Source organism: Mesorhizobium sp. B2-4-7 (assembly GCF_006442685.1).
Taxonomy (GTDB): domain Bacteria; phylum Pseudomonadota; class Alphaproteobacteria; order Rhizobiales; family Rhizobiaceae; genus Mesorhizobium.
Window position 1 is genome coordinate 149870 of the sequence record NZ_VFVH01000002.1, and the last position, 21819, is coordinate 171688.

Annotated in this window: 18 protein-coding genes; 13 read left to right on the forward strand and 5 right to left on the reverse strand. The window is 65.0% G+C overall.

Going from position 1 to position 21819, the window contains the following annotated elements; genetic code table 11:
* The first annotated feature begins 102 nt into the window (after positions 1–102).
* The 7 genes from pncB (at position 103) to FJ946_RS07425 (ending at position 7973) form a co-directional block, all read left to right on the forward strand.
* Positions 103–1407, forward strand: a complete 1305-nt coding sequence (pncB, locus tag FJ946_RS07390; protein ID WP_140563619.1) for a nicotinate phosphoribosyltransferase — start codon at positions 103–105, stop codon at positions 1405–1407.
* 200 nt (positions 1408–1607) lie between these two features.
* A complete protein-coding gene (locus FJ946_RS07400; RefSeq protein WP_140563621.1) occupies positions 1608–3047 on the forward strand; it encodes a hypothetical protein in 1440 nt (479 codons plus the stop codon).
* Between the two features lie 156 nt (positions 3048–3203).
* A complete protein-coding gene (locus FJ946_RS07405; RefSeq protein WP_140563623.1) occupies positions 3204–4508 on the forward strand; it encodes an ABC transporter substrate-binding protein in 1305 nt (434 codons plus the stop codon).
* 183 nt (positions 4509–4691) lie between these two features.
* Positions 4692–5573 carry a branched-chain amino acid ABC transporter permease gene (locus tag FJ946_RS07410; protein ID WP_140491384.1) on the forward strand — a complete coding sequence of 294 codons (882 nt, stop codon included), beginning with the start codon at positions 4692–4694 and terminating at the stop codon, positions 5571–5573.
* Positions 5570–6532, forward strand: a complete 963-nt coding sequence (locus FJ946_RS07415; protein ID WP_140563625.1) for a branched-chain amino acid ABC transporter permease — start codon at positions 5570–5572, stop codon at positions 6530–6532. The genes FJ946_RS07410 and FJ946_RS07415 overlap by 4 nt, the downstream gene beginning before the upstream one ends.
* Entirely contained in the window at positions 6529–7254 is a 726-nt protein-coding gene (locus FJ946_RS07420; RefSeq protein WP_140514343.1) for an ABC transporter ATP-binding protein, read from the forward strand. Before FJ946_RS07415 ends, FJ946_RS07420 begins: the two co-directional genes overlap by 4 nt.
* Positions 7251–7973 carry an ABC transporter ATP-binding protein gene (locus FJ946_RS07425; RefSeq protein WP_140514341.1) on the forward strand — a complete coding sequence of 241 codons (723 nt, stop codon included), beginning with the start codon at positions 7251–7253 and terminating at the stop codon, positions 7971–7973. The genes FJ946_RS07420 and FJ946_RS07425 overlap by 4 nt, the downstream gene beginning before the upstream one ends.
* Before the next feature lie 54 nt (positions 7974–8027).
* Here FJ946_RS07425 and FJ946_RS07430 read toward each other — a convergent pair whose 3' ends face one another.
* Both FJ946_RS07430 and pncA read right to left on the reverse strand, forming a co-directional pair.
* Entirely contained in the window at positions 8028–9437 is a 1410-nt protein-coding gene (locus FJ946_RS07430) for a sodium:proton antiporter (protein WP_140559048.1), read from the reverse strand.
* A 49-nt stretch (positions 9438–9486) separates the two neighbouring features.
* Positions 9487–10101, reverse strand: coding sequence for a bifunctional nicotinamidase/pyrazinamidase (gene pncA / locus FJ946_RS07435; RefSeq protein WP_140514339.1), 615 nt, complete (start codon positions 10099–10101; stop codon positions 9487–9489).
* Between the two features lie 332 nt (positions 10102–10433).
* On the opposite strand from pncA, the gene FJ946_RS07440 reads away from it, so the two are divergent.
* From FJ946_RS07440 to FJ946_RS07465, 6 genes are read left to right on the forward strand one after another with little or no spacing between them, the layout of a single operon-like run.
* Positions 10434–11297: a xanthine dehydrogenase family protein subunit M gene (locus FJ946_RS07440; RefSeq protein ID WP_140563627.1), complete on the forward strand. Its 864-nt coding sequence runs from the start codon at positions 10434–10436 to the stop codon at positions 11295–11297.
* On the forward strand, positions 11294–14119 hold the full coding sequence (locus tag FJ946_RS07445; protein ID WP_140563629.1) for a molybdopterin-dependent oxidoreductase: 2826 nt from the start codon (positions 11294–11296) through the stop codon (positions 14117–14119). Before FJ946_RS07440 ends, FJ946_RS07445 begins: the two co-directional genes overlap by 4 nt.
* Positions 14116–15657, forward strand: a complete 1542-nt coding sequence (locus FJ946_RS07450; RefSeq protein ID WP_140563631.1) for a 6-hydroxynicotinate reductase — start codon at positions 14116–14118, stop codon at positions 15655–15657. The genes FJ946_RS07445 and FJ946_RS07450 overlap by 4 nt, the downstream gene beginning before the upstream one ends.
* Before the next feature lie 2 nt (positions 15658–15659).
* On the forward strand, positions 15660–16541 hold the full coding sequence (locus FJ946_RS07455; protein ID WP_140563633.1) for a UPF0280 family protein: 882 nt from the start codon (positions 15660–15662) through the stop codon (positions 16539–16541).
* Positions 16534–17118 (forward strand): amino acid synthesis family protein, encoded by a 585-nt coding sequence (locus FJ946_RS07460; protein ID WP_140563635.1) that lies wholly within the window; start codon positions 16534–16536, stop codon positions 17116–17118. The genes FJ946_RS07455 and FJ946_RS07460 overlap by 8 nt, the downstream gene beginning before the upstream one ends.
* Positions 17115–17576, forward strand: coding sequence for a MarR family transcriptional regulator (locus FJ946_RS07465; protein WP_140493433.1), 462 nt, complete (start codon positions 17115–17117; stop codon positions 17574–17576). The genes FJ946_RS07460 and FJ946_RS07465 overlap by 4 nt, the downstream gene beginning before the upstream one ends.
* Positions 17577–17814: 238 nt before the next feature.
* On the opposite strand, the gene FJ946_RS07470 is transcribed toward FJ946_RS07465, so the two are convergent.
* Genes FJ946_RS07470 through FJ946_RS07480 form a run of 3 tightly spaced genes read right to left on the reverse strand, consistent with a single transcriptional unit; the run spans position 17815 to position 21670 of the window.
* Positions 17815–18783, reverse strand: coding sequence for a substrate-binding domain-containing protein (locus FJ946_RS07470; protein ID WP_140563637.1), 969 nt, complete (start codon positions 18781–18783; stop codon positions 17815–17817).
* Positions 18780–20090 (reverse strand): ABC transporter permease, encoded by a 1311-nt coding sequence (locus FJ946_RS07475; RefSeq protein ID WP_140563639.1) that lies wholly within the window; start codon positions 20088–20090, stop codon positions 18780–18782. Before FJ946_RS07475 ends, FJ946_RS07470 begins: the two co-directional genes overlap by 4 nt.
* The gene (locus tag FJ946_RS07480) at positions 20087–21670 is read right to left on the reverse strand and encodes a sugar ABC transporter ATP-binding protein (protein WP_140524437.1); all 1584 of its coding nucleotides are present in this window, start codon (positions 21668–21670) and stop codon (positions 20087–20089) included. Before FJ946_RS07480 ends, FJ946_RS07475 begins: the two co-directional genes overlap by 4 nt.
* Between the last annotated feature and the right edge of the window lie 149 nt (positions 21671–21819).

The following is a 21819-nucleotide window of genomic DNA, read 5'->3' on the forward strand; positions in this document are numbered from 1 at the left end:
TTTTTGTCGGGCCAGCCTGAAACCGGGCAGCGCTTTTGCCAATTCGATGCTATGAGGCCTGTCGCGATCATGGGCGGCAGGCAGCGAAGGCGGTAACGAGACATGGCCAGGACCGATATTGCGCGGCGCGTCTACAACCATACCTGGAAGCTCGACCCGATCGTGCGCAGCCTGCTGGACACGGATTTCTACAAGCTTCTGATGCTGCAGATGATCTGGGGGATGTACCCCAAGGTCGACGCCACCTTTTCGCTGATCAACCGCACCACTTCGGTGCGGCTGGCCGAGGAGATCGACGAGGGCGAGTTGCGCGAACAGCTTGACCACGCCCGCACCTTGCGCTTCTCCAAGAAGGAGATGATCTGGCTGGGGGGCAACAATTTCTATGGCCGCAAGCAGATCTTCGAGCCGGAATTCCTGGCCTGGCTGGAGAATTTCCGGTTGCCCGAGTACGAGCTTTCCAGGCGCGGCGGGCAGTATGAACTCTCCTTCAGCGGCCCGTGGATGTACACCACGCTGTGGGAGATTCCCGCACTCGCCATCATCAACGAATTGCGCTCGCGCGCCGCCTTGCGGTCGTTCGGGCCTTTCACGCTCGACGTGCTCTACGCCCGCGCCAAGGCCAAGATGTGGGCCAAGACCGAACGGCTGAAGGCGCTGCCCGGCATCCGTATTTCCGACTTCGGCACGCGCCGGCGCCATTCCTTCCTGTGGCAGCGCTGGTGCGTGGAAGCGCTGAAGGAAGGCATCGGCGAGGCTTTCACCGGCACCTCCAACGTGCTTCTGGCCATGGACAACGACCTCGAGGCGCTGGGCACCAACGCGCATGAACTGCCGATGGTGCTTGGGGCGCTGGCCAATTCGGAAAAGGAATTGAAACAGGCGCCCTACAAGGTGCTGCAGGATTGGCAGCGCTACTATGGCGGCAATTTGCTGATCGTGCTGCCCGACGCCTTCGGTACGGCTTCCTTCCTGCGCGACGCGCCGGACTGGGTGGCCGACTGGACCGGCTTTCGCCCCGACAGCGCGCCACCGATCGAGGGCGGCGAGAAGATCCTGTCCTGGTGGCGCGAGAAGGGCAAGGACCCCAGGCAGAAGCTGCTGATCTTCTCCGACGGGCTCGAGGTCGAGACCATCGAGGAGACCTACCGCCACTTCAAGGGCAAGGTGCGCATGTCCTTCGGCTGGGGCACGAACCTGACCAATGATTTCGAGGGCTGTGCGCCTACGGCGACCGACAGCCTCGACGCCATATCGCTGGTCTGCAAGGTCACCGAGGCCAACGGCCGGCCGGCCGTGAAGCTCTCGGATAATCCAGCCAAGGCGACGGGTGACCTCAAGGAGATCGAGCGGTATCTGCGCATCTTCGGTGAAAAGGACCGGGTGGAGCAGTTGGTCAAGGTGTGAGGGCACGACCGGTGCTTCCGGCATCGCCATACGAGACGGCAAAGTCGGATAGGCTGAGTTCCTTGGCGCCCCCCTCTGTCCTGCCGGACATCTCCCCCTCAAGGGGGGAGATCATGCTGTCATCTTCGTCTTCGCGAACCTCCGGCGTTGCAAGGGAAGCGCCGACAGAGAAACCGCCAATCTCCCCCCTTGAGGGGGAGATGTCCGGCAGGACAGAGGGGGGCGCCGTAGAGTGCCGTCGTCGGTCATTAGCATTTTTGCCTATCGCTCTATTGCTCCTCTCACCCACCCCAGCCTTCGCCCACGCCTCGGACCGCGGCCACGTCCTGCTCCTGCCGACCGGCTATTACCTGATCGGCGGCGCTTTCGCCGTGGCCGCAAGCTTCCTCGTGCTGGCGCTGCTGCCGGCGCATCGGCTCGATCGTTTCTGGCGGCGGCGCCTGCCACTGTTCACACTGGGTGATGATGCCCGCACCGCTGCCAGCCTGATATCCTTTGCCGGCTTTGCATGTCTCATTGCCGCGGGTTTTCTCGGCAGCCGCGATCCGCTCTCCAACCCGCTGCCTCTGGTGATCTGGACACTGCTGTGGGCCGGCTTCACGCTGCTGCAAGGTTTCCTCGGCGACCTCTGGTCCTGGCTTAATCCCTGGTACGGGCCGGTGCGTCTCCTGTCTCGCCTGGCCGGCAGGGGTGATGAAGCGGCCAGGCGCCTTCCATCATGGCTCGGCTGCTGGCTGGCTGTTATCCTGTTCTTCGCTTTTGCCTGGTTCGAGCTCATCGATCCGGCGTCCGACGATCCGACACGGCTCGCCCGGGCCGCCGGCCTCTACTGGTTGTTCACCTTGCTGGCGATGCTGTCGTTCGGTTATGGGGCGTGGGCCCGCAGCGGCGAATTCCTCACCGTCTTCTTCTCGATGGTGGCACGCTTCGCGCCGCTCGTGCGCGACGAACGCGGCCGGCTTGCGCTATGCTGGCCGGGCGCCAAGCTGCTGACCGCCGCGCCTTTGCCGGCAAGCGGCGTGGCCTTCCTGCTGCTCGCCCTGTCCTCGGTTTCCTATGACGGCCTGTCGAAGACCTTCTTCTGGCTGGGCCTGTTCGGCATCAATCCGCTTGAATTCCCCGGCCGCACGGCGGTGATCGGCAGCGGCAGTTTCGGCCTCGTCCTGACATTCATGCTGCTTGCGGCGGTCTTCCTGCTTGCCGTGGTCGTCGGCCAGAAGCTCGCCGGCGAAGGCCACAGGCTTGGCGAGGCGACGGGACTGCTGGTCTGGTCGATCGTGCCGATCGCGCTCGCCTACCACATCGCGCACTACCTGACGGCGCTGCTGGTCGACGGCCAGTATGCGCTTGCGGCACTGTCCGATCCGTTTGCGTTCGGCTGGAACCTTTTCGGCACCGCCGACATGCAGATCGAAGCCGGCATCGTCGCCGGCGCGGGCTCGGCATGGTGGCTGTGGAACATCCAGGCCGGTGCCATCATTCTCGGTCATCTGCTTGCTGTGCTCGTCGCCCACGGCTTCGCCGCACGCCTGCATCCGGTTCCCGCCCGCGCCGCGCTCAGCCAGTTTCCGCTCACCTTGCTGATGATCGCCTACACCGTCTTCGGCCTCTGGCTGCTCGCCACGCCGACCGTTGGCTAGACGCGGTGGAAATAAACCGGGATCCCCTTGGGGAAACGGCATTGCCGTGTCCGGACTTTGGTGATTTAGTTTGTACACATGCAATTTCGGCCGTCCGCAGGAAGCGGTCTGCTACGTTCCAGCCATTGGTCAAAACTCAAAAACAGGGGAACTGCCGTGACTGACAAGAATGGGTTTTTCGATCTCTCCAAGGCCGGTCTCACCCGCCGCACCGCGCTGAAGGGTCTGGCCGCCGGCGCCGGCCTGGCGGTCGCGCCCGGTTTCGTCCGCTACTCCCAGGCGCAAAGCTCCGCCCCGGTCAAGATCGGCTTCCAGTCGCACCGAACCGGCATCGGCGCCGCCTATGGCCGCTGGTACGAGAAGACCACGGCCGCGGCGGTCAAGGCGATCAACGCGGCCGGCGGCATCAATGGCCGGCCGGTCGAGGTCATCATCGAGGATGACGGCACCGATCCCGGCCGGGGTGCCGAGGTGGTTGGCAAGTTCGCCACCCAGCACAAGACCGACATCGTCTTCGGCACCTTGTTCTCGCATGTCGTCATCGGCTCGGCACCCGCCGCCGGCGAAGCCAAGATGCCCTATTTCGTCGTCAGCGAAGGCCACCATGTCGCCTCGACCAAGCTCAACCGCTATGTCTTCCAGCCCGGCATCACCGACGTGAAGAGCCAGATCCAGTCGATGGCGCCGTGGATCGCGGCCAATGCCGGCAAGAAGGTGACACAGATCTTCCCCGATTTTGCTTTCGGCTACGACCACCGCGACTACCTCCCGCCGGCGTTGAAGGCGCAAGGCGCAGAGGTCATCGCGCAAATCGCCATTCCACCGACGGAGAGCTCCTTCACCAAATACTTCCCGCAGATCCCTGCCGAGACCGAGGTGATCTACCACGTCATGGTCGGCCCGGCGGTGCTCACCTTCGTCAAGGAGCTTGGCGAGTTCTACGGCTCCAACCGGCCGCAGCTGTTCGGCTTCATCGATTCGCTCGAAGCCGTCGACATCAACAGCCCCGGGCTCGAATTCCTGGACGGCAGCCATTTCTGGGAAGGCTCGCCACGTTATGCCCAGACGGACGATTCCGAGGCGCAGAAGGCCTATCGCGCCGCCGTCGGCATCGACGACAATGGCGCGGCCGTCGGCGACCCCAAGGATGTCTCCACCGCCGCGCATATGTTCGGCTGCTGGGAGACGCTCTACGTCGTCAAGAAGGCGATGGAAGACGCCGGCTACAAGGGCCCGGAAGACCGCGCCAAGCTGGTCGAGGCGACCGAGGCGCTGACCGAATTCGCCGAAGGCCCGGAGCATCCGCAAGGGCCAAAGACCTTCAACGGCAAGATCCACCAGTGCTTCGGCATCCAGAACATCTCCAAGGTCGAAGGCGGCAAGCTCAAGGTGGTGCACAAGACCAAGATCGAGGACGGGCTTTACGAGGCCGAGGGGGATTATACGACGCAGGCGTTGTAGGCCGGCTCAACAGCAAGCGTGAGCGCCAAGCCACCCCCCTCTGTCCTGCCGGACCCGGCCCTTCGCTGTCGCTCCGGGCGTTCGTCGTTCGGAAAGCCAAGCAATTGGCTTTCCGTCCGCTGCGCGGACCACTTCTCACCCCCCTCAAGGGGCGCGATTGCGCTATCGGTGAGTGCCTAACCCATGCATTTCGGACCCCACCTCCTCCTTGCCGCCCTCGAAGGGCTCGTCACATCCGCCGTGCTGGCGCTGACCGCGCTCGGCCTGTCGCTGGTGTTCGGCGTGATGCGCGTGGTCAACGTCGCGCATGGCGAGTTCTTCATGCTGGGCGCCGTGCTCGCCTGGGCGATCACGACTGCGATCGGAGGCCATCCGGCGCTCGGGTTCCTGGCGGCACTTATCATCGCACCGCTGGTCGTCGGCGCCCTTGCACTGGTGGCCGAGCGGCTGGTGCTGCGCCGGCTGAACTACAATCCGGAAGCCACCATCGTCGCCACCATCGGCATGCTCTACATCATCCAGCAGCTGGCGCTGACCTTCTATGGTCCGGAAGCGCGCCCGGTAGAGCCGCCCTTCAGCTATCGCATCCTTCTGCCGTGGTTCGGCTATTCGGGCTACAAGCTGTCGATCATCGCGGCATCCGTCCTTCTGCTCGTGGTGACATGGCTGGTGCTGACGCGCACCAGGGTCGGCCTCGTCATGCGTGCCACGCAGTATGACAGCGAGACGGCACAGGCCTTCGGCATCCCTGTCGATCGTGTCTATGGCGGCGTCTTCGCGCTCGGCGCCATGCTCGCGGCCATTGCGGCGGTGCTGATCGTGCCGATCAGCCAGGCGCATTATCTGATGGGGCAGGACCCGCTGCTGCTTTCCTTCATCGTCGTCATCATCGGCGGCCTCGGTTCGCTGCGCGGAACCGTCATCGCCGCCGTGCTGATCGGCCTGTCCGACGGTATCATCTCGATGTTCTTCTCGCCGACGCTGGCCAAGATCATCGCCACGCTGCTGGTCGCCATGGTGCTGGTGTTCCGGCCGCAGGGCCTGTTCGGGACGGCGACGCGATGAGCGAGACCTCGCCGGCAAAAGCCTACGGCTTGCATCTCGGCGTTATCGCGCTGCTTTTTGTCCTGAGCTTCGTGCTGCCGGACTATCATCACGGCCTCGTCGCCCGCATCATGGTGCTGGCGGTCTTCGCCATGGGCTACAACATGCTGTTCGGCTATGTCGGCCTGCTCAGTCTCGGTCATGCCATGTTCTTTGCCGCCGGCCTCTACGGCGCCGGCCTTGCCGTCATCCAGCTTGGCTGGAGCGTGCCGGCGGCTTTGTTGAGCGGTATCGCCTGCGGCGCGGTGCTGGCACTGGTAATCGGGCTGCTGGCGCTGCGCACTACGGGTGTCGCCTTCATGATCGTCACCATGATGTTCGCGCAGGTCTTTTACCTCCTCATCCTCTATTTTGCCGCGTGGACCGGCGGCGACCAGGGCATGGTGGTGCCGCAGCCGGCACGCGTCCTGAATTTCGGCGCGACATCGCTCGATCTCACCAATCCGACGGTGCGCTACATGAGCGCGCTGGCGCTGTTCTCGCTCGTGCTTCTGGTCACGCTGGCCGTCGTCCGCTCCCGATGCGGCCGCGTGCTGGTCGCCATCCGCGAGAACGAGGAACGGACGAAAATGCTGGGGTACGACACCTTCTCCAACAAGCTCGCCGCCGTGGTCGTCTCCGGCGCCATCTGCGCGGCGTCGGGCGCTGCCTATGCGCTGCTGTTCGGCTATGTCGGCTCGAGCTTCGCCTCGGTACAGTACTCGATCCTGCCGCTGCTGTGGGTGCTGCTCGGCGGCGCCGCCACCACGCTCGGACCGCTGATCGGCACGCTGTTCATGTACTATGTCATCGACGTCACCAGCGGCTTCACCTCCGCCTACCTGTTGATCGTCGGCGTCGCGTTGATCCTGCTGGTGCTGTTCTTCCCGAAAGGCATTCTGGGCAGCATCCGGCAGCGCTGGCTCGGATGGCTGCCATGACGCCGCTTCTGACCACCAAAGGCCTGTCGCGCAATTTCGGCGGCCTGCGCGCCGTCGACAGCGTCGATTTCACCTTGGTGCCGGGCGAAATCCGCGCCGTCATCGGCCCCAACGGTGCCGGGAAGACCACTTTCGTCAGCCTGATCAGCGGCCGAATCCCGCCCTCGTCCGGATCGATCGTTTTCGACGGCTCCGACATCACCGGCCTGCCGGCCTATGTCAGGGTCCGCCAAGGCATTGCCTACACGTTCCAGATCACCAGCATCTATGCCAACCTGTCCGTTTACGCCAACGTCGCGCTGCCAGTGCAACTGACGCTACGGCATGGCCATTCCAAGAGCGCGATACAGGCCGCTGTCATGTCGGCGCTCGCACGCACTGGGCTGGCCGACCGCGCCCATATGCCGGCCGGTCAATTGTCCTATGGCCACCAGCGCCTGCTGGAGGTGGCGATGGGCCTGGCGCTGAAGCCGCGCCTGCTGATCCTCGACGAGCCGACGCAGGGGCTCGCCGACAGCGAGATCGACAATTTCATCGCCCTGGTGCGCGAGATCGCCAGCGACGCCACCGTGCTCCTGATCGAGCACAACATGCCTGTCGTCATGCAGCTTGCCGACCGCATCACCGTTTTCAACGCCGGCAAGATCCTGGCAGAGGGCACGCCGGAGGCGATCCGCGAAAATGCGGCGGTGCAGGAAGCCTATCTGGGGACCGCCCCATGACCGAGACGAGCAAGACGCAAGCGTTGCGGATCGCGGGACTGGACTGCTTCTATGGCGAGATCCAGGTGCTCTATGGGCTCGACCTGGTGCTGAACAAGGGCGAGGTGCTGTGCCTGTTCGGCCGCAACGGCGCCGGCAAGACGACGACGCTGAAAGCCATCATGGGACTGGTCCGGGCGAGTGCCGGTTCGATCAGCCTCGCAGGCCAGGAATTGACCGGCCTGGCCGCCCACGAGGTGCCCAAAGCCGGCATTGCCTATGTGCCGCAAGGCAGGCGGCTGTTCGCCGAAATGACGGTGGCGGAGAACATCGAGATCGGGCTGATGGCGCGCGGCAAGGGGAAGGCCGTGCGCGAAAACGTGCTCAACCTGTTCCCGCTGCTGCGCCAGCGGCTCAGGCAGCGCTCGGGCACCTTGTCGGGCGGCGAGCAGCAGATGCTGGCCATGGCACGCGCGCTCTGCCTGGAACCGCAGGTGCTACTGCTCGACGAGCCGACCGAAGGGCTGATGCCGTCGATGATCGCAAAAATCCGCGAAACGGTGGCGAAGCTGCGCGAACTGGGCGTTTCCACCATCCTGGTGGAGCAGCGGGTCGACGCCGTGCTGTCGGTAGCCGACCGCGTCGCCTTCATCGAGAACGGCCGCAACCGCGAGACGGTCGATGTCGAGGCGTTGCGCGCCGACCCGTCGGCGGTCAGGCGCTATGTCGGCGTAGGCTGAGCACTATCTCCCCTAGTAGCCGTTCCGCGTCAACCGCTTGGCGCCATCGTGGGCTTATCCAAAGAACAAAAACCCGGCGATCAAAAACGTCGGGATCAGCACCGCGCCCGACCATGCCATGTAGCCGAAAAAACCCGGCATGTTCACGCCGCGGTGCCGGGCAATGGCGTAGACCATGAAGTTCGGCGCGTTGCCGATATAGGTGTTGGCGCCCATGAACACCGCACCCGCCGAGATCGCCGCCAAGGTCGAAGCGAGCTCCGTCATCAGATGCCGGGGAGCGCCGCCGGCCAGCTCGAAGAACACCAGGTAGGTCGGAGCGTTATCCAGGAAGGACGACAGCGCTCCGGTCAGCCAGAAATAGGCGAGATCGTTGGGCATGCCTTGCGCTGACGTGACGAGCGCGACCAGCGGCGCCAGCGCGCCTTCGTGGCCGGCCCTCAGGATGGCGACGACGGGCACGATGCAGACGAAGATGCCGGCGAACAGTTTCGCCACTTCCGCGATCGGCCCCCAGTTGAAACCGTTCGCCTGCCGATACTCCTTGCGCGAGACGGCCAGCGAAACGAAGGCAAGCGCCAGGATGACGACATCGCGCACAAGGTTCTGCAACTCGAGGTCCACCCCCTGAATGGAAAGACCGATGCCGGGCTTCCATGTGGCCGAAAGCAGGATCGCGCCGATCACGCCGGCCAGCAGCGGCAGGTTGGGCAGGCCGCGGATGCGCACTTTCGTGTCCGGCGTCGGGTCCTTGATCTTTGGCGCGCCCATTTCGCGGCGATGCAGCGTGGTGTCGATCGCCAGGAAGACGGCGAGCACGACGACGCTGACGAACAGGGTCTCGCGCCAGAGGTTGGCGGTGGTCCAGAAGAAATCGACGCCGCGCAGGAAGCCGACGAACAGCGGCGGGTCGCCGAGCGGCGTCAGCGAACCGCCGATGTTGGACACCAGGAAGATGAAGAAGATGATGACATGGGCGTTGAACGGCCGGTTGTCATTGGCGCGGATGAGCGGCCGGATAAGGATCATCGAAGCGCCGGTAGTGCCGATGACGGAAGCGAGCAGGGCGCCGATGAGCAGCAGCCCGGCATTGACCAATGGCGTGCCGTGGATGTTGCCGGCCACGAGAATGCCGCCCGAAATGGTGAACAGCGCGAACAGGAGAATGATGAACGACATGTATTCGGTGAGCAGCGCATGCAGCACCGCTTCCGTCGCCACCGTCGTGCCGAAGGCCGATGCGAGCGGCACCACCACGAGAGCCGCCCAAAATGCAGCAATCTTGCCGTAATGATGCTCCCAGACATGGTTGAAAAGCAGCGGTCCCGTGGCGATCGACAGCAACAGCCCGGCAAAGGGCAGTGCCCACCACAGCGACATCGTCCGGCCTGGCAGGCCGTGCTCTTCCGCGGCGAAGGCCGTTCCCGGCAACAGCATCGCGACAGCCACCACGGCGCTTGCCATCAAAGCCGTCGCTACCGGTATGAACCCCCTCTTTTCCCCCACGATGCGATTAGTCCGCCGCGTGGTCTTCGAGCGTCACGCCTGCTTGGCGCATCCTCGCCAGCATCGTCTCGACCGAACCGTTGAGGTCGATCCCGCGGCAGGCATCGAGCCTGACAGTGGTCCTGAACCCCTGCTTGACCGCGTCGAGCGCCGAGAAGGCGACGCAGAAATCGGTCGCCAGGCCGACCAGGGTCAGAGTGTCGATGCCGCGCTCCCTGAGATAGCCGGCAAGGCCGGTCGGCGTCGTGTGGTCGTTCTCGAAGAAGGCCGAATAGCTGTCGATATCAGGCCGAAATCCCTTGCGGATGACGAGCTCGGCCTTGGTCCAGGCAAGACCCGAGTGAAAATCCGAGCCGAGGCTGCCCTGGATACAATGGTCCGGCCACAATGTCTGCTGGCCGTATGGCATCTCGATGGTTTCAAAAGGCTGGGCGCCTGGATGGCTTGAGGCAAAGCTCGAATGGCCGGCTGGATGCCAGTCCTGCGTCAGCACGACATGATCGGTTCGCCGGATCAGGTCGTTGACCAGCGGCACGATCTCGTCGCCGCCGGTCACAGCCAACGCGCCGCCAGGGCAAAAGTCGTTCTGCAGGTCGATGACGACAAGCGCTTCTTCGGCCATGGGGTTCCTTCCTGTCGGTATCGGGCGCGGGCTCCCAGGGGGATCCCGGCGAAAGAAAGCCGCTGGCGCGACCGGAGGGAGAAACTTGACCAGATGGCGGGCCGCGTCAACCATTAGAGCGCCGGGCGCAACCCCGAACGCGCAAAGGGCGCCCCAGCACCTAGATTTTGCGGAGAACAAATGCGTGGCGGCGGCAGCCGTGCGGGTGCTGCGCAAACTCCGGCTTTGACAATTTCCGCCGACTTGATATCATTTGCATACGAATGAATTTAAGCCGGGCCCGGACGCCGGCAAGTTCCCTCGGAAAGGCCCTTTTTCTGGGAAGGCAAAGCGTGATCCGTTACGCGAAACCCACCACGGTCGACGAGGCGCTCGCCCTGCTTGGCGAAGCTTCGTGGCGCATCCTTGCCGGCGGCACCGACTTCTACCCGGCGCAAGGCAACAAGCCTTTCCGCGACAATGTGCTCGACATCAACGGGCTGGCCGCGCTGCGCGGCATTGCGGAAACGGAAACGCACTGGCAGATCGGGGCGCGCACCAGCTGGACCGATATCGTTCGCCATCCCTTGCCGCCGGCCTTCGATGCGCTGAAAGCGGCCGCGCGGGAGGTCGGGTCCGTTCAGATCCAGAATGTCGCCTCGATCGCCGGCAATCTCTGCAACGCTTCGCCGGCCGCGGATGGCGTGCCGGCGCTGCTGGTGCTCGACGCCGAGATAGAACTGCGCTCGGCGCAAGCGGTGCGCCACCTGCCGCTCCGGGAATTCATCCTCGGCAATCGCCGCACGGACCTGCGGCCCGGCGAGATGGTAACCGCCATCCGCGTGCCGAAAGCGGCCGGCGCGGGTATGTCGGCTTTCGTCAAGCTCGGCGCGCGGCGCTATCTCATCATCTCGATCGCCATGGTGGGGGCACGCCTGGTCGTGCAGGACGGCATCGTCGAGCAAGCGGCGGTCGCCGTCGGTTCCTGCTCGGCTGTTGCAAAGCGGCTCGGCGGGGTCGAGGCGGCCCTGCGCGGACTGGCGGCGGATCATGGGCTGGCCACAGCGGTCCTCGCCGCGCCGATGGAAGAGCTGTCGCCGATCGGCGACGTGCGCGGCAGCGCCGAATACCGGCAGGACGCAGCGCGCGAAATCGTTGTCCGCGCCGTGCTGGCGGCTGCGGGGCCGGTGAATGGTGACAGGACGGCGGCGGCATGAACAAAGCACAGCCTGACATCAGCCAAGGTCGACCCGGCGGAGCCCTTTCCGACAGTGACGCAGGTCAGCCCGGCCTCGCACGCGCCGAGATTACCTTCGCGGTCAATGGCGCCGCCGTCTCGGTCAACGTGCCGCCGCTGCGCCGGCTGTCCTCGGTGCTGCGCGACGAATTGCTGCTGACCGGGACCAAGGTCGGCTGCGACGCCGGCGACTGCGGCGCCTGCACGGTGCTGGTCGATGGCGATCCGGTCTGCGCCTGCCTGATGCCGGCGGCGTCGGCCGCCGGAGCGTCGGTAACGACGGTTGAAGGGCTCGCCAATGGCCGGCTGTCGGCACTACAGGCCTCCTTCCTGGCGCATGGTGCGGCGCAGTGCGGCATCTGCACGCCGGGCCTGCTGGTGGCGGCGACGGCCCTGCTGGAGAAGAAAGCCAGGCCGAGCGAGATCGAAGTGCAGGACGCGCTTGGTGGTGTCCTCTGCCGTTGCACCGGGTACCGGAAGATCGTCGCTGCTGTGATGGATGCCTCCGCCCAGGCTGCAAGCCTGGATTTCCGTCTGCCTCGGTCCGGTCACGCCATTGGTTCCTCCCCGATCCGGCTCGATGGCGTGCCGAAGGTGACCGGCGGTGAGAAATTCGGCAGCGATTCGTTCCCGGCCGATGCGCTGGCGGTGCTGGTAATCCGCTCGCCGCACTACCATGCCAGCTTCGCCTTCGGCGACCTCGACGGCTGGGCAAAAGCTCGTCCCGGCATCGCCGGCGTCTTCACGGCGGCCGATATCCCGGGAAAGAACTGTTTCGGCGTCATCGGTCCGTTTGCCGACCAGCCGGCTCTCGCCGAAGGCTTGGCGCGGTTTCGCGGCGAGGCGGTGGCGCTTGTTGCCGGCGAGCGCGAGGCGATGCTCGATCTCGACCTGTCGGATTTCCCGATCCGCTGGACCGAATTGCCACACCTGTTGCAGCCTTGCGAGGCACAGGCCGAAGGAGCGGCGCTGATCCATGTGAACCGCCCGGCCAACCTTCTGACCAAGGGCTTCGTCGAACGCGGCGATCCCGAGACGGCGCTTGCCGATGCCGCTGTCACCGTGACCGGTGCGATCGAGACGTCCTATGTCGAGCATGCCTATATCGAGCCGGAAGCCGGCCATGCCTATATGGATGGCGACACGCTGGTCGTCGTCGCCTGCACGCAGGCGCCCTATATGGACCGCGACGACACGGCGAAGGTGCTGGGCCTGCCCGTCGACAAGGTGCGCATCGTGCCGACCGCGACGGGCGGCGGTTTTGGTTCCAAACTCGACGTGTCCCTGCAACCGCTGGTCGGCCTGGTGGCGATGAGGACCGGGCGGCCGGCGGCGCTTGCCTACACGCGCAATGAATCGATGATGTCGACCACCAAGCGCCACCCGGCGCAGATGAAAGCGACCATCGGCGCCGATGCCGAGGGCCATGTCACCGGCATGATTTTCTCAGGCGATTTCAACACCGGGGCGTACGCGAGCTGGGGACCGACCGTGGCCAACCGTGTGCCGGTGCATGCCTCAGGTCCCTACGCGACCCCGAACTACCGCGCCGAAGGCCGCGCCATCCATACACATGGGCCGATTTCCGGCGCTTTCCGCGGCTTCGGCGTGCCGCAAGCGACCATCATGCAGGAGACCTTGTACGACGAGCTGGCCGGCAAGCTCGGCATCGACCGGCTCGACTTCCGCTTGAGAAACTGCCTTCGTAACGGATCCGAAACAGTTACCGGACAGCTTCTGGAGTCCGGAGTCGGCATCGCCGAATGCCTCGATGCCCTGCGGCCGCATTGGGCGCGTGCAGTGGCTGACGCGGACGCCTTCAACGGTGCCAACGTGGATAAAAAGCGCGGCGTCGGCATCGCCTCCTGCTGGTATGGCTGCGGCAACACCTCGCTGCCCAATCCATCGACCATCCGGGTCGGCATTGCGGCGTCAGGCGAGATCATCCTGCACCAGGGCGCCGTCGACATCGGCCAGGGCTCCAACACCGTCGTCACGCAGATCTGCGCCGACGCGCTCGGCCTGCCCCTGGAAAAGTTCCGGCTGAAAGGCGCCGACACCGCGATCACTCCCGATGCCGGCAAGACCTCGGCCTCGCGCCAGACCTTCGTCACCGGCAAGGCGGCCGAGAAGGCCGGCCGTGCCTTGCGTGATGAGATCCTGCGTTTTGCCAATGTCTCGCAAAAGGCGTCGCTTCAACTCGACGGGCCGACGATTATCATATGCGAGGGCGAAGCGATCCGCCGCGTCCATCTTGGCACACTCGAAGCGGATATCCACGGCTTCGTCTTCCGCGCCGAGGAGACTTACGACCCGCCGACCTTGCCGCTCGACGGCAAAGGCCAGGGCAAGCCCTATGCGGTCTATGGTTACGGCGCGCAGATCGCCGAGCTCGAGGTCGACCTCAAGCTCGGCACGGTCAAACTGGTCAAGATCACAGCCGCGCACGATGTCGGCAAGGCGATCAACCCTCTGCTGGCCGAGGGCCAGATCGAGGGCGGCATCGCGCAAGGCATCGGCATGGCGCTGATGGAAGAGTTTATTCCCGGCCGCACCGAGAATCTGCACGATTATCTCATTCCGACCATCGGCGACGTGCCGCCGATCGAGACGATATTGATCGAGGTGCCAGACCCGGAGGGGCCGTTCGGCGCCAAGGGCCTGGGCGAACATGTGCTGATCCCGACGGCGCCGGCGATCCTCAACGCCATCCGCCATGCCACTGGTGTGCTGGTCACAAAAGTTCCGGCAACGCCGACGCGCATCCGCGCCGCCATCCGCGAGAAGGAGGCATGCCGATGAGCGAGCTTGCCGAACGCTTCGAAACCCATGATCCCGGCGAGAAGCTGATGGCGGAGAAGATCCGCTGCGATGCCTGCCCTGTGATGTGCTACATATCAGATGGCCGCACCGGCGCTTGCGACCGCTACGGCAATGCCGGCGGCCGGATCGTGCGCATGGACCCGCTGACCATTCTCGATCATACCGCCGAGATCGGCGGCGCTGTCGTGCCCTTCGTCGCCGAGGGCGAGGCCTGGGACGGCGAACTGGTCAACACCGGCCGCCGCTTCGTCACGGCGATCGGGGCAGGAACCACCTATCCCGACTACAAGCCGGCGCCCTTCATCGTCAGCCAGCAGGTCGAGGGCGTCGATCTCGTCACCGTCGTCACGGAGGGCATCTTCTCCTATTGCGGCGTCAAGGTGAAGATCGACACCGACCGTCATATCGGACCCGAAACGGCTGTCGTGCGGTCGCAAGGCGAGGCGATCGGTCATGTCACGACAGGCGAATATGGCTCGCAGATGCTGTCGCTGGGCGGCGTGCATCATCTGACCGGCGGCTCCAAGGCCGAAGGCCGCGCCACCTGCGATGCGCTGCTCGATCTGTGCAACCGCAAGCCAGTAGAACTGAGCATCGACGGCGGAGCCACGATAACAGTCGAAGCCGGCAAACCGCCTGTCATCGACGGCAAGCAGGAGCACCGCATGCGGGTCGGCTGCGGGTCGGCGACCATCGGCATGTTCGCCACCCAATGGCGCGGCTTGGTCGACGAGGTGGTGGTGGTCGACGACCACATCACCGGCGTCATCTCCGAGCATCAGGCCGGCAAGGTGCTGGGCTGGCAGGACACGGGGATAAAGATCATCGGCCGCCGCTCGACGCCTGGGCGCTATTTCAAGGTCTCCGAGCCCGGCCTCGGCTGGGGCGGCACCAGCATATCCGACCCGCTGTCGATCCTGGGCGAATGGAATGCCAAGAAGGGCGCGCGGCCCGGCCTGTCGCTGCTGATGGTTTCGACCACCGGCGAGCAGTTCGCCTATTACGAACTCGACGACCAGTTGAAGCCTGTCAAAAAGCCGTTCCCGGAACGGTTGCAAAAGTCGGTCAGGCTGATCGAGGACAATTGCGAACCGGCGCTGTGCACCGTGCTGTTCATCGGCGGCGCCGGCGGTTCGCTGCGCGCCGGCGTCACCGAGAATCCCGTCAACCTGACGCGTTCCGTACAGGGCCTGACTACCTATGTGACGGTCGGCGGCGCGCCGGTCTATGTCTGGCCGGGCGGCGGCATCACGCTGATGGTGGATGTGACGCGTGTGCCGGAAGGCGCCTTCGGCTATGTGCCGACGCCGGCGCTGGTGGCGCCGATCGAATTCACGCTGCTCCGCGACGACTATATCAGGCTCGGCGGCTACGAAGCCGAGATCCGCAGCGTCGAGGATGTCGTCGCCAAAGGCGGCGAGTACCTGAACGCGCGCCGGGGCGGCGGTGCGCCGGCCGGCAATCCATGGCCGCCGCTGGCGCAGTTGCGGCGCACGCCCGCGAACGGGGCCGCGTGACGATGAACGGCCCGCAAGCGCATTGGCTCGGGGATGGCAGGCGGCTACACCTCAATCACGGGCCGATCGACCTGATCGTCGAGGCCTTTGGGACACCAGGCGAATGCCGGCGAGCTTATGAGCAGGCCGTGGCGCGATTCCAGACCATCCTGCCGGAACTGGTGGAGGAATTGCCCGAGTTGCGCCGGCCGGCCACGTTGCGCCCGCGCGCCTTCGCCGGCTCGACGGCGCGGCGCATGGAAGCGGCAGTTACCCCATTGGCGGACGACTTCATCACGCCGATGGCAGCCGTCGCCGGTTCGGTAGCCGACGAAATACTTGCCGCACTCATTGCTGGGCGAAAACTCGATCGCGCCTATGTCAACAACGGTGGCGACAGCGCGCTTCATCTCGGTGCCGGCCAGTCGATCACTCTTGCCATTGCCGGCACCGGCCATGGCCTTGCCGACCGCATCGTCATCAGCGCCGAGGACGGCGTGCAAGGCGTTGCCACCAGTGGCTGGCGCGGGCGCTCGTTTTCCCTGGGCATCGCCGACGCCGTCACCGTGCTGGCGAGGACCGGCGCAGAGGCCGATGCCGCGGCGACCCTGATCGCCAATGCCGTCGACTTGGCCAACCATCCCGCTATTCGGCGTGTGCCCGCGCGTGATCTGGCGCCGGACAACGACCTTGGCGACAGGCTGGTGACGCAAGAGGTCGGGCCGCTTTCTGCCACAGAGATTGCCACGGCGCTGGACAGGGGACTTGCCGTCGCCGAAGATTTCCGCCGCAGGGGACTGATCGCCGCGTCGGCGCTGTTCCTCGCCGGCAAGACCCGCATCGAGGGCTCCATGGCGCTTGCCGCGCCCGACAAAAGTCCAGGGAAGGAAGTTGCCCATGCCTGAGTTTCCGCTCCGCAAGATCGTGGTGCTGACCGAAGAGATCTTTCATGAGGGCGGGCCGGCGCCCAAGGTGCCGCGCCGCCGTGCCGCCGCCATGGCGCTGGTGAAGAACCCGTTCGCCGGGCGCTATGTCGAGGAGTTGCAGAGCGCCATGGACGATCTGAAGCCGCTTGGCCTGCTGCTTGCCGACCGGCTGATCGCGGCATTGGGTGGCGACGTGAAGCAGATCGACGGCTATGGCAAAGGCGCCCTCGTCGGCATCTCGGGCGAACTCGAGCATGGCGCGCTTTGGCATGTGCCGGGCGGCTACGCCATGCGCGAGCGGCTCGGCGACGCCAAGGCGATCGTGCCGTCGGCCAAGAAGGTCGGCGCCTTCGGCTCGCGGCTGGATGTGCCTCTCGGCCACATCAACGCCGCCTATGTGCGCAGCCATTTCGATGCGATGGAAGTCGGCGTCAGCGACGGACCGCGTCCCGACGAGATCCTGTTCTGCCTCGCCATGACCTGCGGTCCGCGCGTGCACAATCGCATGGGCGGCCTGGCCGCCGACGACATCAAGGCATGGGACGGGCTGCGGTGAGCGGCGAGGACAATCTGCTGAAGCTGGTCGAGGTCGAGGAGGCGGACGATCAGGACTACCACCTGCAGGAGCAGGTCGGCTTCATCCTGCGCAAGGCGCATCAGCGCCACGTCTCGATCTTCGCTGCCCATATCGGCGACCTGACGCCACCGCAATTCGCGGCATTGGCCAAGCTGCGCGATGTCGGCGAGACTTCGCAGAACCAGCTCGGCACGCTGATCGCCATGGATGCGGCGACGGTGAAGGGCGTGATCGACAGGCTGAAGGCGCGCGGCCTTGTCGAGCTCTCCAAGCACGAGGGCGACAAGCGGCGGCTGCTGGTCAATTTGACCGCCGAAGGGCGCGAGGCGATCGAACGCCTGATCCCGCTGGCGCGCGAGATTACCGAGGAAACCTTGGCACCGCTCACGGCCAGGGAGATCGCCACCTTCATGAAGCTGCTGGCGAAATTGGCGTAGGCCGGCGACGAGGTCCTTTCCTCTCCCTCCGGACGGGAACCACCTGGCCACCGCCGCCGACGGATATTGAAAGGGGACCAGGGCGCAAGAACCTTCCTGCACCGCGCCAAGGGTCGACTCCCACTCCGTCGAGCTTCGCTCGACACCTCTCCCCCGATCGACGGGGGAGAGGTGGGCGCCAAGCTGTCCTGGGACGAAGAACCTGGACCTTGGGCCGGCGCTTATCTCCGGCGAAATCTCAGAGGCCGTTGTCCTTCAGCACCTGGGCGGCGTTTTCCTTGGTGATCTTCTGCGTCGGCAAGGTGATGGTCTTTTCGACCTTCTCGCCATTGAGGAACTTGATCGCCTGCCGAAGGCCCTCGGCGCCCGGGGTGACATAGGTGAAGGTCGCCGTCAGCTCGCCCTTGTTCACCATCTGCACGCCTTCGTTGGGCAGGCCGTCGATGCCGATGAACTTGATGTCCTTCTCGCGGCCGACATCCTTGGCGGCAAGATAGGCGCCATAGGCCATCGGGTCGTTGTGGCCGTAGACGAGATCGATCTTCTCGTTGCTCTTCAGCGCGTTGGCCATCAGATTATAGGCCTGGTCCTGCTTCCAGTCGCCCGACTGCTGGTCGAGCAGGTACTTGATGCCCGGCTCCTTGTCGGTGAACTCATGGAAGCCGTCATGGCGGTCATGCGCCGGCTGGGTGCCCATGCCGCCCCAGATCTCGACGACATTGCCCGATGCCTTGCCCTTGCCGCCGAGCAGCTCGACGGCATATTCGCCGGCCGCGCGGCCGATCAGCTTGTTGTCGCCGCCGACGAACTGGGTGTAGTCCTTGGTGTCGACATTGCGGTCGAGCACGAAGACCGGGATCTTGGCGTCGATCGCCTGCTGCACGACCCCGGTCAGGCCGGCCGATTCCTTCGGCGACACCAAGAGCGCATCGACCTCCTGGCGGATCAGGTTCTCGACATCGGCAACCTGCTTCTCGGTCTTGTCCTCGCCGTCGGTGATGATCAGCTCGACCTCGGGGTGCTTGGCGGCCTCGGCCGGTATGTCCTTGTTGAACTGCGCGCGCCAAGGCTCGATGGTCGTCACCTGCGAGAAGCCGATCTTCCACTTCTTGTCCTGGGCCATGGCGTGGCCGGTGGAGAGCAGCGCGGTGGTGGTCAGCAATGCCGCGCCAAGGGCGGCAAGCTTCAGCGTGTCACGTCGTTTCATTTCTTGTTTCCTCCGAGATTGAGAGACCGGGTCTCTTGCGACGGCCGTTTTGCCGCGGCCGTTTCCTTGTGCGCCGCTCCGGGCAGGCGCAGATAGGCTAGGAGATCACCGGCATTGCGCTCCTGCACGAGCACTGTGCCGATGATGATCATCCCCTTCAGCACCAGCTGAAGGTTCGAATTGATGTTGTGGAGCTGCAATATGTTGGACAGCAGCCCGAAGATCAGCACGCCGCAGAATGTCCCCATGAGGCTGCCGCGCCCACCCATCAGGCTGGTGCCGCCGATGACCACGGCGGCGATGGCGTCGAGCTCCAGGCCGGCGCCGGCATCGGGCTTGCCTTGCCGGTACTGCGCGACATAGAGCACCGCGGCAATGCCGGCGAGCAGGCCCGAAACGGCGTAGGTGACGATCTTGACCCGGCCGGCGGCGATGCCGGAAAGCCTGGCCGCCTCCTCATTGCCGCCGATGGCGTAGACATAGCGGCCGAACGGCGTGAAGCGCAGCACCGCGCCATAGATCAGGATGGCGCCGAGGAAGAACAGGCCGGGCATCGGAATGACGCCGAACACCATCGAGCGCAGCAGCTCGAAATCCTCGGTGGCGTTCGAGCCGGTATAGACCGGCAGCACAGCATTGTTCTGGCCGGCGGTCAGCCGGGCGATGCCCAACGCCGTCACCATCATCGCCAGGGTGACGATGAAGGGCTGCAGCCGCCCGGCAACGATGATGAAGCCGTTGAGCGCACCGAACAGCAGGCCCACGCATGGCGCGACCAGCAGCACGCCGAGGACGCCGAATTTGGGCTCGACCTGCGGCAGCAGGTACCACAGGGAAAGACAGCACAGGACCACGCCGACGATTGCCGGCGTGACCAGGCCGCGGGCGCGGTCCAGCCTTGCGTCGCGCGAGGCATCGGCGCCGGCGCGCGACTTTTCAAGATTGAGGAAAATGAAGCGGGTGACGATGAAGCCGAGACAGAGCGCCACCACGGCGACGGTGGGCACGCCAAGCACCACTCCCGGCGTCACGCCCGGAACCGTCAGCAGCATGGCGCAGACCACCGAACAGATTGCCATCAGCGAGCCGACCGAAAGATCGATGCCGCCGGTGATGATCACCGCCGTCATGCCGGTGGCGATCAGGCCGGTGGTCGACACCTGGCGCAGCACGTCGAGCAGATTGCCGTAGGACAGGAAGATGTTGTTGCCCTTGGAGCTGACCGGCGAGCCCAGCACGCCGATCAGGAAGATGGCGATGAGGCCCCAATAGAGCTTGGTGCGGGACAGGAGTTTCAAGGCGGTCATGCGGCAGGTCTCGAAATCGTGCGGCGCGGCGCGGCGAGACGCATGATGGCCTCCTCGCTCGCCGCATCGCGGGAAAGGATGCCGGTCTGGCGGCCATCGGCCATCACCAGAATGCGGTCGGAGAGGTACAGCAGTTCCGGCAATTCGGAGCTGATGACGGCAATAGCCAGCCCGTCGCGCGCAAGCTTGAAGATGAGATCGTAGATCTCGCGCTTGGCGCCGACGTCGATGCCGCGCGTCGGCTCGTCGAGAAGAAGCACGCGCGGCCGTGTCGCCAGCCATTTGCCGATGACGACCTTCTGCTGGTTGCCGCCCGACAATGTGCCGGCTGGCTGGTCGATGTCCTCGCAGCGTATGCCGAGCGCCCGGACCGCGTGGCGCGCCAGCTCCTGTTCGCCGGCCAGCGAACGGATGCCGAAGCGCGCCAGCGATCCGACCAGCGGCAATGCGACGTTGTCTGTAATGGAAGCCTGGAGATGCAGGCCTTGGGTCTTGCGGTCCTCGGTCACCAGCGCAATGCCGAGGCGCCTGGCATCGCGCGGCGAGCGGATCTCGACCGGCGCGCCGTCGAGCCGGATCTCGCCGCCGGTGCGGCCATCGCTCGAGCCGAAGATCGCCTCCAGGATTTCGGTGCGCCCTGAACCCAGCAGCCCGCCAATGCCAAGGATCTCGCCTTCGGCGAGTTCGAAGCTGACTCCGTCGATCACGGTGCGCCAGCCATGGGCGTCGGGTTTCGTCAGCGACAGGTTCTCGACGGAAAGCACGATTTCGCCGCCGGAACGGCGCTCCTCTTCCGAGGAGGCCAGCAGGTCTCGCCCGACCATTGCCGAAATGATGGCGTTCTCGTCGAGCTCGCCCATCGGCCGCGTCAGCACGTGGCGTCCGTCGCGAAACACCGTGACCCTGCCCGCCAGGTGCATGACCTCGTCGATGCGGTGCGAGATGTAGACGATGGCGACGCCGCTGTCGGCAAGCTGGCGGATGATGCGGAACAGCCTCTGGCATTCGGCTGGAGAGAGCGCCGAAGTCGGCTCGTCCATGATCAGGATGCGCGCCGACATCGACAGCGCCTTGGCGATCTCGACCAGTTGCTGTTCGCCGACGCGCAAGGTGCCGACACGGGCTTCCGGGTCGAGCTCGATGCCCAGCCGCTGCAGAAGGGCGCTGGCGGCGCGGCTGCTCGCCTTGCGATCGACGATCAGCCCGGCGATCAGCTTCTCGCGTCCGAGAAAGATGTTGTCGGCGACGCTGAGTTCGGGAACCAGGTTGAGCTCCTGGTGGATGATGGCAATGCCGGCGGCCTCGGCGTCGCGCACGCCGGCGAAACTCGCGGCTACGCCGTCGACGCGAACCGTGCCTTCATAACCCGTGTAGACACCGGAAAGGATCTTCATCAGCGTCGACTTGCCGGCGCCGTTCTCACCCATCAAGGCATGGACTTCGCCGCGCCGCAGCTCGAAACCGACGTCGACCAAGGCGGCAATGCCGCCGAAGCTCTTGGATACGTGCTCAGCGCTTAGGACGACCTCCGAACGATCCGCCGCAACATCCCGACGCGCGATGGAATTTCCGTGCTCCATGACAAAGGCGGCCTCCCTTCCGTCGTCGTCTGACCTCATGAACGCTATTCTAAACGTTTCGATCCTGTCAAGCTTCTATCTGGTCACGTGAGATTGGCTCATTTCAATTCTTGCGAAAAACCGCGATATTCCGTAGGTATGATGCTAGA

What these genes read in the sequence shown, in the direction of transcription:
- FJ946_RS07415 (WP_140563625.1), top strand. Translation starts at nt 5,570, where the DNA reads ATGAGCGAGACCTCGCCGGCAAAAGCCTACGGCTTGCATCTCGGCGTT.
- FJ946_RS07450 (WP_140563631.1), top strand. Translation starts at nt 14,116, where the DNA reads ATGAGCGAGCTTGCCGAACGCTTCGAAACCCATGATCCCGGCGAGAAG.
- FJ946_RS07475 (WP_140563639.1), bottom strand. Translation starts at nt 20,090, where the DNA reads ATGACCGCCTTGAAACTCCTGTCCCGCACCAAGCTCTATTGGGGCCTC.
- FJ946_RS07420 (WP_140514343.1), top strand. Translation starts at nt 6,529, where the DNA reads ATGACGCCGCTTCTGACCACCAAAGGCCTGTCGCGCAATTTCGGCGGC.
- FJ946_RS07410 (WP_140491384.1), top strand. Translation starts at nt 4,692, where the DNA reads ATGCATTTCGGACCCCACCTCCTCCTTGCCGCCCTCGAAGGGCTCGTC.
- FJ946_RS07480 (WP_140524437.1), bottom strand. Translation starts at nt 21,670, where the DNA reads ATGGAGCACGGAAATTCCATCGCGCGTCGGGATGTTGCGGCGGATCGT.
- FJ946_RS07445 (WP_140563629.1), top strand. Translation starts at nt 11,294, where the DNA reads ATGAACAAAGCACAGCCTGACATCAGCCAAGGTCGACCCGGCGGAGCC.
- pncB (WP_140563619.1), top strand. Translation starts at nt 103, where the DNA reads ATGGCCAGGACCGATATTGCGCGGCGCGTCTACAACCATACCTGGAAG.
- pncA (WP_140514339.1), bottom strand. Translation starts at nt 10,101, where the DNA reads ATGGCCGAAGAAGCGCTTGTCGTCATCGACCTGCAGAACGACTTTTGC.
- FJ946_RS07455 (WP_140563633.1), top strand. Translation starts at nt 15,660, where the DNA reads ATGAACGGCCCGCAAGCGCATTGGCTCGGGGATGGCAGGCGGCTACAC.
- FJ946_RS07430 (WP_140559048.1), bottom strand. Translation starts at nt 9,437, where the DNA reads ATGGCAAGCGCCGTGGTGGCTGTCGCGATGCTGTTGCCGGGAACGGCC.
- FJ946_RS07400 (WP_140563621.1), top strand. Translation starts at nt 1,608, where the DNA reads ATGTCCGGCAGGACAGAGGGGGGCGCCGTAGAGTGCCGTCGTCGGTCA.
- FJ946_RS07460 (WP_140563635.1), top strand. Translation starts at nt 16,534, where the DNA reads ATGCCTGAGTTTCCGCTCCGCAAGATCGTGGTGCTGACCGAAGAGATC.
- FJ946_RS07425 (WP_140514341.1), top strand. Translation starts at nt 7,251, where the DNA reads ATGACCGAGACGAGCAAGACGCAAGCGTTGCGGATCGCGGGACTGGAC.
- FJ946_RS07470 (WP_140563637.1), bottom strand. Translation starts at nt 18,783, where the DNA reads ATGAAACGACGTGACACGCTGAAGCTTGCCGCCCTTGGCGCGGCATTG.